This is a genomic window from Acetivibrio cellulolyticus CD2 (genome assembly GCF_000179595.2).
GTDB classification, from domain to species: domain Bacteria; phylum Bacillota; class Clostridia; order Acetivibrionales; family Acetivibrionaceae; genus Acetivibrio; species Acetivibrio cellulolyticus.
Map to the genome: position 1 here is coordinate 2,127,020 of NZ_JH556653.1, position 15,419 is coordinate 2,142,438.

A 15,419-nucleotide genomic window follows, 5' to 3' on the forward strand; every position below is an offset into this window, starting at 1 on the left:
ACCGATATACTTTGTAGGATACTCCTCCTGAATGACTATATCATCAATATAACCTTTAAACTGTCCGATTGAAGTCGGTTGGTCATATGCTACCAAAATCTTCTTAATAGTTAGGCCGTTGCACCACTGTCCGAGATTGCATTTGATGAAATTCCAGCTTCCTACTGTACCACGTCCGCTATCAGGATGCATGGAGTTTCCGTTTTGGTCTATTGCATCAAAATACTGCCTTAAGCATAAACCGTTGTCGAATTCAAGGTCCACACCTATATACCTTCCGTTTTGGTCCTGTGGCATTATCCAATAAGATAAAGTGGTATTAGCTGTTACATTTATATTCAAATCATCGTAAGCGGTAAAATAAGAATACGAATTGTAGTTTGCACTGTCGTAACCTGCAAGCATCAGTGCGGTATTGCCGCTGTGGTAGGATTCATTGGTCTTGATGCTGCATTCAGGATAAAGACCGCTTGAATATCCATATACACTTTCTCTTAAATATATATTGCTGCTGTAAGGTGTGCCCATTACGCGGGTGAATCCACTTGCCTGTGCAGCGTTTCGTCCGTCGAAATCAGCAGCAATCCCGGTTGTAGGATCATTAAACAACTGAAACTCATAGATTCTTGCACAATTGTCTATATCTGCAGTGTTGATATAAAGTCTTACATATCTTGCACGGAAAGGGGTTACAAACCGGTCGGTAACTCCGAGTGTATTTCCTGTTACCACGTCTACATCAGTCCAGTTATTCACACCGTCGCTGCTTATCTGCAGGCGGAAGGCACTGGTATAATAGCCTGTACAAGGGCTACCTGAGCCTTTTTCGTGGACTACTTTCCAGCGGTTTACTGTCATAATACTGCCAAGATCAAGCTTAAGCCAGGAATTGTTCCCTGCACCCTGTCCTGTACACCATTTATCGTGGATACTCGATGTATCCGCATATGTTGTACCATTGACTGCATTTGCTGCTGGTTCGTTGGAAAGCTGACTGCTTGCTGTTGCAGTCTTATTTAGGGCAAGATTGACATTGGGTGCATCATTGTCTACCGTTACAACAACGGGATAGCTTGTCCACTGGGTGATTTTACCTGCACTATTTTCTACTAACAAACCGAACTTAAAATCTCCTTCACCTTGCTGATAATCATTTGGGTTGACAGTGATTTCCCACGTATTGTTTCCCGCATATACTCCATTAATATCGGTAGAGTTGGTAAGACCGACTTTGCTCATTCTGAAAGTGACCTTGCTGATAGTGGAATAATCAGTTATGACGGCCTTAACATTGACGCTTCCGCCCCGAATAACTTTTGAACTTGCAGTAAAGGAGTTTATTGCAGGGCTACTCTGTACATCGCAGTATATCTCAGAATCAGAGGTCTGGACATTCATACTGTTTCCTGATGCACTGGATACATTTAGCTGAAAGTCAGTATAACTTCCGTCATAAAGCCTGCTATCCGGCGTGGTTGTTGAATTAAAGAGAGTATATCCGCTGCCAGACGCATAGTAATAGTTGTAATCTCCAGGAGAAATTATATAAAAATCTAACTCTGTAGAGCCGTTGGCTTCCTCTAGATCCACCATCTTATGCTCTTCGTTATTATTATCGCTTACACTTTCGTCTATATGCCATACGGCGATACCTCCGTAGTTGGAATAGGAGCTAAGCGAAGCATCAAAACCATTGAATTCTCTGTTTTCAATCAAAAAGTACTGCTTGGGGTTGGCAGTGTTTATTCGCAGCACTTTGTATCCGGTGGAATGGTTAAAGCTGTTAACCTGATACTGGCCTGCCCTGTTTGCGATTTGTGGCACGGCATACTTTAAAAGAGTTTTGCAATATGCATCCATATGTGCTGGAGTTTGTCCGGCATATTGTCCGGCTAAGCAGTTATGAGGGCCAGTACCCATAAGACTGTGGATTCCTACGCCGTAAGAAGATCCGTCAAGGTCATATAAGTCGGGCAGTCCTAAAACGTGTCCTATCTCATGGCAGAAAACTCCCAATGTTGCCATATAGTTGACGTGTATTTCGCCTTCAATTCCATATGAAGATCCGGGTATTTTGACACCATCGAGGGTCTGTGTCGATGCCATGGCTCTATGTGCCCATACGGCAGGATAGGTTTGGCCCATACTTTGCTCATAGCCAGCAATAATAATAGCCGTACAGAGCTCGGTTGGAGAAAGCATGGAGTCTCCGTTTGTATCTAAGACAGCAAAATTAACTGAAGAATTTACACTGCTCATAATTTCAGGAATCAGTGCATCAATCTGATTACTAATTTTCCCTTTATCAGCAGTTCCAGGATGGTTCCTATTTAAACTTACCCTTACAACACCATCATTGGCAGTGCCGCTAGTCTCTGCGACAGGTCCGAAAATAGCCTTTCCTCCCGAGTTTTCGTCATAGTAATTTCTGAATGTAGCGCCAGAGGTCCCGAAAAACTGACTATTCCACTGCGCATCCGTGTAGGTTAAGGCCCTGTCATTGAAGCTGACCAGGACAACCAGTAATTTCTGATTAGGTACCGCATTTGGATGAGTTGTAAAGGTTGTAGTAGTTAAAGCTGCTGTACTGGCAGATGTACTGGCTGTTGTGGTAGTAGCTGATGTAGCAGCTATGGCACCAGCTGTAGAAGAAGATCCAGTGGTTTGACCAGTCTGCGTTGCCTGAAGAGATGCGGATGTATCGTTTTTACCTGTCAGAGGAAGACCTTTTTTCCAACGTAATACATCTCCTGATTTTAGGTATCCCTTCTTTGACAGCTTCTTTGAATACTTTACCGAACTCTTCTGAAGCTTGTTATCCTTCAGTTCATTAAAATACCAACAGCCGTCCTGTCCTTTTTCAATGGCTTCACCAGTTTCCGATTCAACCCAATTGAAATTCTCATCTCCGTGTTGCCTGTATTGAAATTTTTCTCCATTAGGTTGGACGGATGTTTGCCAATCCTCGCATGCAGGCATTGCATATGCAGCCATTGAAATCGCAAGAAGCGCTGCACACAGAAAGATGAATGAGCAGGTAATTTTTAATGGTTTCTTATACATATAATTCCTCCCTTTATTTATTACCTATCATTCTATACTAAAAAATATAGGTCATATGTCATGAGTTCACAGCTTAATGTCATTGCTTTTTTGGCAATACTGATGATGCTCATGATATCGGAGTGACAATCATCAATTGAAATGGGACTATGACGAAGTCATGAATATTCAGAAAAACATATTAGAAAAAATTGTACAAAAACTGGATGAAGCTGTAGTATAAAAATCCCGAGACCATCAGGTCCCGGGATTTCTAATAATTATAGTCTATTTTTTAATAATGATATCATCAACGTATGCTTTATACTGTCCGGTTGAAGCCGGTTGGTCATAGGCCACCATTATTTTTTTGATGACCTTGCCTTCGCACCACTGTCCGATTTTTGAAGTTATAAAGTTCCATTGACCAACCTCTCCACGTCCACCGGAACCTGGGTTGCCAGCATATATTCCTCCGTTGGGATGCATGCTGACTCCGTTATAATCAACAGCACCAAATTGTCTCAGGTTGGTACCGTCGGTAAATTGCAGATCGACACCTACATATCTTCCGTTTTGGTTTACCGGAAGAATCCAGTAGGAAAGTGTTGTGTTTGCTGTTACTGTAAGGTTGACATTGTCATAGACTGTACAGTAGCAGTAGGAACTATATTGATAATTGTCTGTTCCTGCTGCCAGTAAAGCACCGTTTCCACCATGATATGACTGATTGAATGTTAAACTGCAAGTTGGAGTTGTGCCGCTTGTAAAGCCTGTAACATTTGAGCTGTATGCTATTGTATTAGAATAATCAGGTGTGCCGGGAACCTTTAAATAACCATTCGGACGTGACAGGTTCTGACCTTCGAAATCATAACTGATACCGTTATACTTTGTAGGATACTCCTCCTGAATGACTATATCATCAATATAACCTTTAAACTGTCCGATTGAAGTCGGTTGGTCATATGCTACCAAAATCTTCTTAATAGTTAGGCCGTTGCACCACTGTCCGAGATTGCATTTGATGAAATTCCAGCTTCCTACTGTACCACGTCCACTATCAGGATGCATGGAGTTTCCGTTTTGGTCTATTGCATCAAAATACTGCCTTAAGCATAAACCGTTGTCGAATTCAAGGTCCACACCTATATACCTTCCGTTTTGGTTCTGCGGCATGATCCAATAAGATAAAGTGGTATTAGCTGTTACATTTATATTCAAATCATCGTAAGCGGTAAAATAAGAATACGAATTGTAGTTTGCACTGTCGTAACCTGCAAGCATCAGTGCGGTATTGCCGCTGTGGTAGGATTCATTGGTCTTGATGCTGCATTCAGGATAAAGACCGCTTGAATATCCATATACACTTTCTCTTAAATATATATTGCTGCTGTAAGGTGTGCCCATTACGCGGGTGAATCCACTTGCCTGTGCAGCGTTTCGTCCGTCGAAATCCGCAGCAATTCCGGTTGTAGGATCATTAAACAACTGAAACTCATAGATTCTTGCACAATTGTCTAGATCTGCAGTGTTGATATAAAGTCTTACATATCTTGCTCGGAAAGGGGTTACAAACCGGTCGGTAACTCCGAGTGTATTTCCTGTTACCACGTCTACATCAGTCCAGTTATTCACACCGTCGCTGCTTATCTGCAGGCGGAAGGCACTGGTATAATAGCCTGTACAAGGGCTACCTGAGCCTTTTTCGTGGACTACTTTCCAGCGGTTTACTGTCATAATACTGCCAAGATCAAGCTTAAGCCAGGAATTGTTCCCTGCACCCTGTCCTGTACACCATTTATCGTGGATACTCGATGTATCCGCATATGTTGTACCATTGACTGCATTAGCTGCTGGTTCGTTGGAAAGCTGACTGCTTACTGTTGCAGTCTTATTAAGGGCAAGATTGACATTGGTTGCATCATTGTCTACCGTTACAACAACAGGACAGCCTGTCCAGCGAGTAGTTTTACCTGCACTATTTTTTACTAATAAACCGAACTTAAAATCTCCTTCTCCAACCTCGTAATCATTAGGATTGACAGTTATTTCCCATGTATTGTTTCCGGCATATACTCCGTCAATATCAAAATTTCCGGTAAGACCAACTCTATTGATGTTAAAAGTGACGTTGCTGATAGTGGAATAATCAGTTATAACGGCCTTCACATTAACGCTTCCACCGCGTATAACTTTTGCACTTGCAGTAAAGGAGTTAATTACAGGAGCAACGGTATTCTGGACATCGTAATATATCTCGGAACCCGAGGCCTGGACATTCATACTATTTCCTGATGCACTGGTTACATTTAGCTGAAATTGAGTATAACTTCCATCATAAAGTTTGCTATCTGGGGTGGTTGTTGAATTAAAGAGGGTATATCCACTGCCAGACGCATAGTAATGGTTGTAATCTCCAGGAGAAATTATATGAAGATCTAACTCTGTAGAGCCGTTGGCTTCCTCTAGATCCACCATCTTATGCTCTTCGTTATTATTATTGCTTACACTTTCGTCTATATGCCATACGGCTATACCTCCGTAGTTGCAAAAACCGCTAAGTGAAGCATCAAAACCGTTAAATTCTCTGTTTTCAATCAAAAAGTACTGGTTGGGATCGGAAGTGTTTATTCGCAGCACTTTGTATCCGGTGGAATGGTTAAAGCTGTTGACCTGATACTGGCCTGCCCTGTTTGCGATTTGCGGCATGGTATATTTTAAAAGTGTTTTGCAATATGCATCCATATGTGCTGGAGTTTGTCCGGCATATTGTCCGGATAAGCAGATATTTCCGCCAGAACCCATAAGACTGTGGATTCCCACGCCGTGAGAAGATTCGTCAAGGTCATATAAGTCGGGCAGTCCTAAAACGTGTCCTATCTCATGGCAGAAAATTCCCACTGTCGCCATATGGTTGACGTGTATTTCACCTTCAATGCCATATGAAGAACCGAGTATTTGGACACCATCGTAGGTCTTTCTCGGTGACTTCACACCGGCTCTGTGTCCCCATACGGTAGGATAGATATCTCTGTTCATACTTTGCTCATAGCCGGCAATAATAATAGCCGTACAGAGCTCGGTTGGAGAAAGCTGTGAGTCTCCGTTTGTATCTAAGGCAGCAAAATTAACTGAAGAGTCTACACTGCTCATAATTTCAGGAATCAGTACATCAATCTGCTCCATAATGTCCCCTTTTCCTGCTGTTCCAGGATGGTTCCTATTTAAACTTACCCTTACAACGCCGTCATTGGCAGTGCCGCTTGTCTCTGCGACAGGTCCGAAAATAGCCTTTCCTCCTGAGTTTTCGTCATAGTAATTTCTGAATGTACCGCCAGAGGTCCCGAAAAACTGACTATTCCACTGCGCATCCGTGTAGGTTAAGGCCCTGTCATTGAAGCTGACCAAGACAACCAGTAATTTCTGATTAGGTGCGGCAGTCGGATGAGTTGTAAAGGTTGTAGTAGTTAAAGCTGCTGTACTGGCAGATGTACTGGCTGTTGTGGTAGTAGCTGATGTAGCAGCTATGTCACCAGCTGTAGAAGAAGATCCAGTCGTTTGACCAGTCTGCGTTGCCTGAAGAGATGCGGATGTATCGTTTTTACCTGTCAGAGGAAGACCTTTTTTCCAACGTAATACATCTCCTGATTTTAGGTATCCCTTCTTTGACAGCTTCTTTGAATACTTTACCGAACTCTTCTGAAGCTTGTTATCCTTCAGTTCATTAAAATACCAACAGCCGTCCTGTCCTTTTTCAATGGCTTCACCAGTTTCCGATTCAACCCAATTGAAATTCTCATCTCCGTGCTGCCTGTATTGAAATTTTTCTCCATCAGGTTGGACGGATGTTTGCCAATCCTCGCATGCAGGCATAGCATATGCAGCCATTGAAATCGCAAGAAGCGCTGCACACAGAAAGATGAATGAGCAGGTAATTTTTAATGGTTTCTTATACATATAATTCCTCCCTTTATTTATTACCTATCATTCTATACTAAAAAATACAGGTCATATGTCATGAGTTCACAGCTTAATGTCATTGCTTTTTTTGGCAAATACCGATGATTCTCATGCTATTGAAATGACAATCATCAATTATAAATTTAATAGTAAATGCTACTTGTTTATAAAGTGCCAAAGTACATCATTAGAAATATTTTTACTTTTATAAATATTTTGAGGGAAAAGCCTGTTAAGAAACAAACTTTTCCCTCAAAATATTTTACGCTTCTATATAGTACTGAAAACTTTTATTATAATTATGCTACTTTACTCCATATTTAACTATCTATTTAAGGTAAATATTCGGTGTTGGTGGTTCTGCCATTCCATTGCCTAAGAAGAATCCAGTGTGAGGAGGCTGATTATACGCTGTGTTCTGCCATGCTATACCCATCCTGTAAATCGGGTCATGCATTAATGTATAAATTCTGCGGGTTGTAATGGCTGTAGTTGTGTAGATACGTAAAGCAGTATTATCAGATGTTGCAAATATTACTTCTTCTCTCCAGTCTCCAAATATATCTGCCTGTAAACACGGCGTGGCTTTTGTACCATTGCATGAAGTACATCCACTAGCTGAAAGCAATGTACCATTATTATATTTATATATTGTTGTACCGTCTAAAATCTCGCGTAGTTCATCTCCATCCCACCATATTGCAAAATTCTTTTGAGTAGGAGCTGTACCAAGATTCGTTCCTGTAGAGCTATATAGTGGTGATCCTGCCGCCCACAGTTCTTCTCCAGGAGAAGATGCAAGAATGTCACCTGAACAAGCTCTACCACAGTCGGCTGTATGAGTATACCTGAATATTTGAGTCCCCGTTTTTGCATCTAATAAGACTGCCCCCTTTGATCCTTCAAGAGCTGACCATACCTCCAAACCAGATCTATTTGGATCAAGATCACCAAAATGCATTGCATCTCCATGGCCTAAACCTGTTTGCCACAAGCCCTTGCCATTGTGATCAATAGCAGATGTTCCCTGCAGGATTTCATCACAGCCGTCACCATCAACATCTCCTACACTGAGGTTATGGTTACCTTGTCCTGCCCACGAAGAATTACCACTGTCATTGCTGTCAAATATCCATCTTTGGGTGAGTTTTCCGTTTCTGAAATCCCATGCTGCAAGTACCATTCTTGTATAGTATCCACGTTGCATAACAAGACTTGGACGTTGTCCATCAAGATAAGCCACACATGCCTTGAAACGGTCTACTCTATTACCGTACTTGTCACCCCAGTCAGAAACAGTTCCTCTTGCAGGTACATAGTCTACAGTTGCAAGCACAGCGCCTGTCTCCCCGCTGAATACAGTAAGATATTCCGGTCCTGATAATATGTATCCACTTGAGTTGACATAATTTGCACTCGCATTACCTATAACAGTGCCTTTTCCATCTATAGTTCCATCTGCTGTCTTACATGCAACTTCTGATTTTCCATCACCATCTAAATCGTAAACCTGGAACTGAGTATAATGTGCACCGCTACGAATATTTTTTCCGAGGTTTATTGTCCACATCTTTTTGCCTGATAAAGTGTACCCCTCCAGATATGTTGGATCAGTAACTCCTGAGTTTGCATTATCCTGAGTCACTCCTTCCCATTTTACCACGATCTCATATTGTCCGTCACCGTCCAAATCACCGGTGCTGCAATCGCCTGCAACATACCCGCTTGCTGGTGCAGAAATAGGTACTTGTAAATACTCCTGACTCAAAACGTTTGCTGTTTTTGATGAAGTCTGTTCCTGTCCATTTATAACCGGACTAACCATATATGTTGAGCTTGTACTTCCGCTTGTATCCACATAATTTGTTGCGCCTGTAATAGGTGAAGAGTTTACTTTGGTTCCATTACGATATAAATTGAATGCAATGCTGGAAGGGTCAGTCCCCAACATTCGCCAGCTAACAAAAACTCCGTTGCTTACTTTTACTGCAACTAACCCTCTGTCCAGATTTTCCATCTGTCTTGCGCCTGCTGCTGGTGTCTGTATAGGTGTAGGTGTTTGCACTTGTGTTTTTGTTGGCGTAGGTGTAAAAGTTACAGGAAGTGTTGTACCTGCTGGGAACTGAGAAATAAACCCTAACAGGTAACTTCTCATGTAGGCAAAATCAATTGAGTTAACTGCATTATCTGCATTAACATCACCAGCTGCATTGCCGTTAGAAGCAGGGAAACTGGGACTTGTCCCCATAAGATAGGATCTCATCAATGCAAAATCAATTGAATTTACATTGTTATCTCCATTGAGATCACCATACTTTGTTGAAATCACAGTATCTGCAGATAATCCAATGTTTGGTAATAAGCTCATAATCATTCCAAACACAATCAAGAATACTACTGTCTTCTTCATCAATACTAATCCCCCTTTTATAAATTTAAATTGTTTATTAAATATGAATATATACTAATTATTTTTGTGGGTACATTTCTATTTTAATTATACATTTTTTTTATAAACTTAAATAGATTAAGAATTATTTCCAGCATGAAAATATATCATTATTTTTTTAGTTTGTACCACATAAGACCATTTATTTAATTAAGTTATATTATATCCTGAAATTTTTTTTACAAATTCAGTAAAAATAGGCGGTTTTAATATAGCGTTCTTCACAATTATCTGTTATAATATAGGTAGAGCGACATTTCATTCGCACTATAAGTTGTGCTTTCAATTAATTCTATTTTTATATTGTGAAAATGGGGATTAGATATGAATATCAGTAAGTTATTCAGAAGGTTTTGGGCATACTGTTTTGATATTATGATAGTATGCGGAATTAATTCAGGAATTCTTCTACTTACTAAAGTACTTGATACCAATAATACACTTAACGCAGCATTACAAGAATTACGCACAGTTTTTTCAAAAGGAATATTGGTTAATATATTAAACGGACAAGCTTATTACATAGCATTGTTCTTTTTGTCGTATGGTTTATTATTTCTGATATATGAAATTATTTTCTTGAGCTCAAAATTATCTGCAACTCCCGGCAAGTTAATCCTACGTTTGGAAGTTGCTTGTGGCAATAAAGTCAACTTTTTTAAAGTTTTCACCAGATCATTGCTAAAAGTCATAGCAACCTTAGTTTTTCCCCTTACTTTTATTGCCTTTTTAATTTCAGCTTGTACCCATACAAAGCAAACACTACATGACAAATTAGCAAATACATACGTAATTACTGTAAATACTTCAAACCGTGGTACTACTCCCCACATGTCTCTTAACGAATTTTTTGAAGAAATGACAAGCAGAGGCTTGAGAATGTATAGTGAACAAAAAGCTTTGGCAGAAGAAATTTATGGTTCACCCGTAATCGACCCTGCTAAATCAAATGAAACAGCTTCCTTAGTTGGTATTTTAGTATTGGTTTTTTCGATTATTCTTAATTTAAGTTTGCTTTCATATTCTTATCCCGATATCAAAAATTATGTACAGGATTTCACATTATATTATACTCAAAAACTCTAAATCAATAAGAAAAAGACTTTCAAATCATATCTGAAAGTCTTCTCTTTGGCGGAGAGAGAGAGATTCGAACTCTCGGACGGGGTTAACCGTCACACGATTTCCAGTCGTGCGCCTTAGACCAGCTCAGCCATCTCTCCACAAAAACATATTAAATTCAAACCGCTATAATATTGTACAACAGATAATATACCTTGTCAATGAAATATAACACTTAAAAGTGAGATATTTTTTTCCATATCTACTGTGAAACGTCCGGATCCTCAGTTATAGCCTTTCTATAGTTCTCAATTTCTTCGCAAAGCGTATTGTTGTTCTTTTCAATTATCGCAACATATTGTTCCAAAATCTTAGCTGTTTCACTTGTCTTATTATCTGCTACGAATTGCCGATAGCTATTTAAAAGCTTTTCATCAATTTTATTTGTCTCATAGCTGAAAGCAGGACTATTATCAAAACCGAAAAGATAGGCATGAAAATAATACTGGTAATCACTTGTCATTTCAGATTCCTTAATAGAATTAGGATATTTACCCAGGTAGTTTTCAATAGTAATTATGCTTTGCGCCAGTTCGCTCCATGAAGTTGAACCTCCATTGCCCATTTCGTTCATTCTTTTCGATTCCGCAGCTTTATAAACAATGTACTCCTTTACTTCATCCTGCAAATTACCTGTATATTTTTCCAACACCTGATAATTTTGGATAGGTGTATATGAACCTTCATCACTTACAATGCTGTAGCCTCCATCTAATATTTCCTTTACAAGGGATCTGACTTTTTCATCCTTAATATCCCCTATCTTATTTCGATCAAAGTTATATTCAAAGGTTTTTGACAACTCACTCTGAACACTTTCTTCCATTAAGCTATCCTCATATATACTCAAATATCTTGACTGTATTTCTTCAAAGCTCAAAATCATTGTCGTAGCTTCTTCCTTGTTAACATTCTTAACCTTCCCATCTATAAAAGACAAGGCCTCGAGAGGCCTTGTTTTTTCATTTATAGTATTATTATATTCATTCATTGATGTACTTGCAGGTTCCTTTTCCCATATCTTTTGGTCTTTTACCATATCTTTTATTTCATCATATGGTATTTCAAACTCTAGAGGACCAACATTAGCTGTAGTGTAAGGAATTGTTTGGAAGTATAGTACCAAGCCGTTTTCCTTGATGTAAAAACCCTGATTATCTTCCAAAGCTGTGATTTCTTTTTGAAGTGCCTTACCTGATTCTTTAACCTTTTTAGTAAGTAGTGGAGTAAGCTTGTCCTTATTTTTAACCAGGTCTGCCAATTCAAACTGGGTTCCATTTCTCAAATTGAAGTTGATTGCCTCAAAGTATTCATCTGGTTCTTCCAGATTTACAACATAGTTTTCCAATATTAACTTAATACTTAGTGTGTATTTTGACCTAAAAGCAACTTCATAGGAAACATTTAATACTTGTTGAATCTTTACATCACTTGCTCCTGAAGCTGTATCACCTGCTACATCGCCCATCATTGAAGCAACTTCTTTATATTTATCAATCCTTGCTTTAAATGCTCCATTTACTCTTTCTTCAAGAGCCTTATCACACATATTAGATACTTTTGGATATTTAATAATTGATTCTAATCCTTCTTTAGTATTGTCTTCCTTTATTTCCTCAATAACATAATCATTATTTAACTTTGACTCATCAATTACCAAGGGTGCTGGTGCAGGTGTTCCTTCAGCTCCTTTGTTTCCCTGCTTTGCTCCTGAACAACCACTAAATACAAATGTCAACAATAATAGAGCAACTACTAATCTTTTCATTAATCTACCTCCTCAATAAAATAAACTTACATTATGGGCAAAAAAATTATATTTCACCCCACCTCCCTTTAGAAAAAATAGTTAATTATAATTAAAGTTCAGGATTGACTTATTGCATAATAATATTATGCCATAATAATGACTCAGTAGCAAAGCTATTCTACATTTCTTTAGTGCAATATTCTGTCATATATTTGGTGTTTTTTGCCCTAATCTCTGTAAATTGATATATTTGGCGATTTGAAGCCAATAGGCTGTGTAATAAGACACAAATACATTAATGAAAAATAATATTACACAATGGGCTTATATTATGGTATAATCTATACACCATAAGTTTACTCTGGAGGATGTTATGTCGAAGAAAATAACAATGGAAGATATCGCAAAAAAAATAGGTATGTCTAAAAATACAGTATCTCTTGCTCTGCGCAATATGCCTGGTATTAACGATCAGACACGCAAGCTTATATTTGATACTGCCAAACAATTAGGCTATGAATATAAAAAAAGTTTTGTTGATTATAAGTCTAACGAGACATCCTATAAAAATATCTGTCTGATTTTCTCCAGAGACACACATAAATCTGAAGATTTCTTTTCATATATACAATACGGTGTAGAGGCAGAGGCAAAAAAGAACAATTTAAACACTATTATATATTGTTACGATGAGAATACAGAAGAATTTGAAACTCCTCTCAGTGTAAAAGAAGGTATTATATCTGGTATTATTACTCTTGGCAGGATATCAAGAAAAACACTACACTCAATTATGAAATTTAATCTGCCCCTTGTAATAATTGACCATTATTTCGATGATTTAGCATGTAATTACGTGCTCACAGATAACATTTCTGGTGCTTGCGTATTGACAGAACATCTAATTAAACTTGGCCATAAAAAAATAGGCTTCATTGGTGATATATCTATATCCAGCAGCTTTTCTGACAGATATCAGGGGTTTACCAAAGCCCTCAAAAAATATTCCATACCCTTGAATGACTCTTTATCCATAACTGATAAATGTCCTTCTATACTTGTAAATGAAGGTCTAGGAAGAGTAGTTGAAGAGTTGAAAGAACTTCCTGAGCTGCCAACAGCGTTTGTTTGCTGTAATGACCGCGAAGCAATTACCGTTATTACCGCTTTAAAATCCATGAATATATCGGTTCCAGATGATATTTCCATTGTAGGTTTTGACAACATTGAATCTTCAAATAATATTACTCCAGAACTAACTACCATGCATATTTCAAAAGAAATCATGGGGCAACGGTCTGTACGAAGTTTAATTGCAAGAATAAATAATATAGATACACTATCGGAAAAAATACTTTTACCATCTACTTTTATTGAAAGAAGCTCAACAAAAAAATTGTAATAATACTTCTTAAAAAAGAGAAGATGTAAAATTCATCTTCTCAATTCTCAAATTGTTGTTCCTATTTAATATTGATTAAAATTATCATACTTTTCATGCCTTAAATCAAAATCCAAACATTATTGAACAAGCCCCAATAAGCAATAAACTAAAAATAAAAGGTGATACCGATACTAACATGGTTATAGCAGCCGCTGTATGCATTGTTCTAAAGAACTTTACCGTTAAAAACACAAAAGCTCCTAATAAAATAAAATAAATCAGTGCTATAATAGTACTAGGAAACTTTGTTAAGGGAATTAGCCGTCCTAAAAAATAGGTTATTGCTGATATTCCCACACCCATAAGTATATCCAAAAAAACATTGGGTTTTTTAGCACCTGCAGACCTATTATTATCGGAATCTGCATTAAAAATGTCAGGACCTTCTTGAAAATCATTCATACATCTCGTACCACCTTTCCATTAAGGAATTTAAAAATAAAATGACGGTTTATATATATCAGACTTATCACACAAAGTAATTGAAAATCTGTTAAACCTATCAGCGAAATCTTCTCTACACGTATAAATTCCAATAAAAACCTAAAACTCAAGTAACAATTTAAGAATATTTTAAAAAGTTCTCCAGGTTCGACACCTTTGTTCTTTTTCCACCTCAAAAAGAACACTAATAATATATCAAATATCATTTCATAAATTTGTGTGGGATGCCTTGTTATATGATCTCCAAAATCCATACCCCAAGGTAGATTTGTCGGCTGTCCATAGCAACATCCTCTAAAGAGACATCCTAAGCGCCCGACAGCCATACCTGCAGCTACAGGAATAGCAATCTGATTTCCCATTCTCTCTGTTATCCTGAACATTTTCTTGGCTAAAAATGTACCAACTGCACCTCCAATTAGTCCTCCTACAATAGTTCTGCCTGATAATAGCACCTTAATAGAGTTTGGCGTGGAATTCAGTTCATTCCAGTACATAAATATAATTGGTAATTTCGAGCCAATTGCACCTCCGGCAATCGCAAAAATAGCAATATACAGGGCGTTGGATTTCCTTATATTATCCCTTCTTAATTGAGTTTTAAAAATTACAAATCCTGTAATCAATGCTAATAGCATAAAAACAGGATACGCTTCAACAGGAATTCCACCAATGTAAAAAAGTACAGGTTTTAACCCCATTGTTTCAGTTTCCATGCTTGCTTCCCTTTCTACTCCTTAGACACGTTACAATTCTTTATCTTTTTACCGACTCTACAACATTGACCATTAGGATTATTTAAACATCCATATAGTTTCATTGCACCACAAAAACCTAACGCCCCTGACGTCTTAAGTACTGCAAGTATGCCAGTAATTACCCATCCTATAATGGGATTTATGAAATACAAAAAAACAAGAGCAGCCCCTGAAAAAACCGCACCTACTGTATGAGCAAACCATACGGCATTTTCATCAAGGATAATACTCTTTGATTTAAAAAAACGATCAAATGTATTTGTATACAAAAATACCAAAGGAGCATTCTTCACTTTAATTAATGCCGAAAAAACTAATATAACAAAACAGGTTAACACAATCACTTTGCTTTGCAGAACTAATGAGCACCAAAGCATAAGTGAGATAGTATACTTGCAAAAGTTAAATGAACCATTAGGTATTTCTACCGGCTTATATTCCTTCATT

The 15,419-nt window shown here is 38.1% G+C and carries 9 protein-coding genes and 1 tRNA gene; 2 read left to right on the forward strand and 8 right to left on the reverse strand.

Annotated features, from left to right (window positions below; translation table 11 throughout):
- The 3 genes from ACECE_RS27305 to ACECE_RS0211320 all read right to left on the reverse strand — a co-directional run.
- Window positions 1–3,063, reverse strand: a 3,063-nt coding sequence (locus tag ACECE_RS27305) for a M6 family metalloprotease domain-containing protein (RefSeq protein ID WP_010681324.1), incomplete at its 3' end; no start/stop codon positions are given.
- 267 nt (window positions 3,064–3,330) lie between these two features.
- Complete coding sequence (locus ACECE_RS0211315; RefSeq protein ID WP_010681325.1) at window positions 3,331–7,002, reverse strand: M6 family metalloprotease domain-containing protein; 3,672 nt, start codon at window positions 7,000–7,002, stop codon at window positions 3,331–3,333.
- A gap of 331 nt (window positions 7,003–7,333) precedes the next feature.
- Window positions 7,334–9,415: a rhamnogalacturonan lyase family protein gene (locus ACECE_RS0211320; RefSeq protein WP_010681326.1), complete on the reverse strand. Its 2,082-nt coding sequence runs from the start codon at window positions 9,413–9,415 to the stop codon at window positions 7,334–7,336.
- A 363-nt stretch (window positions 9,416–9,778) separates the two neighbouring features.
- On the opposite strand from ACECE_RS0211320, the gene ACECE_RS0211325 reads away from it, so the two are divergent.
- Window positions 9,779–10,540, forward strand: a complete 762-nt coding sequence (locus ACECE_RS0211325; protein WP_010681327.1) for an RDD family protein — start codon at window positions 9,779–9,781, stop codon at window positions 10,538–10,540.
- Window positions 10,541–10,586: 46 nt separating this feature from the next.
- Here the strand turns inward: ACECE_RS0211325 and ACECE_RS0211330 are convergent.
- Together ACECE_RS0211330 and ACECE_RS0211335 are read right to left on the reverse strand one after the other, a co-directional pair.
- Window positions 10,587–10,677: transfer RNA gene (locus ACECE_RS0211330), tRNA-Ser, on the reverse strand.
- Window positions 10,678–10,778: 101 nt separating this feature from the next.
- A complete protein-coding gene (locus ACECE_RS0211335; protein ID WP_010681328.1) occupies window positions 10,779–12,344 on the reverse strand; it encodes a DUF3298 and DUF4163 domain-containing protein in 1,566 nt (521 codons plus the stop codon).
- A 355-nt stretch (window positions 12,345–12,699) separates the two neighbouring features.
- On the opposite strand from ACECE_RS0211335, the gene ACECE_RS0211340 reads away from it, so the two are divergent.
- Window positions 12,700–13,728, forward strand: coding sequence for a LacI family DNA-binding transcriptional regulator (locus ACECE_RS0211340; protein ID WP_010681329.1), 1,029 nt, complete (start codon window positions 12,700–12,702; stop codon window positions 13,726–13,728).
- A gap of 105 nt (window positions 13,729–13,833) precedes the next feature.
- Here ACECE_RS0211340 and ACECE_RS0211345 read toward each other — a convergent pair whose 3' ends face one another.
- Genes ACECE_RS0211345 through ACECE_RS0211355 form a run of 3 tightly spaced genes read right to left on the reverse strand, consistent with a single transcriptional unit; the run spans window position 13,834 to window position 15,418 of the window.
- Window positions 13,834–14,172 carry a hypothetical protein gene (locus ACECE_RS0211345; protein WP_010681330.1) on the reverse strand — a complete coding sequence of 113 codons (339 nt, stop codon included), beginning with the start codon at window positions 14,170–14,172 and terminating at the stop codon, window positions 13,834–13,836.
- On the reverse strand, window positions 14,169–14,930 hold the full coding sequence (locus ACECE_RS0211350) for a prolipoprotein diacylglyceryl transferase (RefSeq protein ID WP_010681331.1): 762 nt from the start codon (window positions 14,928–14,930) through the stop codon (window positions 14,169–14,171). The genes ACECE_RS0211345 and ACECE_RS0211350 overlap by 4 nt, the downstream gene beginning before the upstream one ends.
- A gap of 14 nt (window positions 14,931–14,944) precedes the next feature.
- The gene (locus tag ACECE_RS0211355; protein WP_010681332.1) at window positions 14,945–15,418 is read right to left on the reverse strand and encodes a DUF4395 family protein; all 474 of its coding nucleotides are present in this window, start codon (window positions 15,416–15,418) and stop codon (window positions 14,945–14,947) included.
- Window position 15,419: the final 1 nt, after the last annotated feature.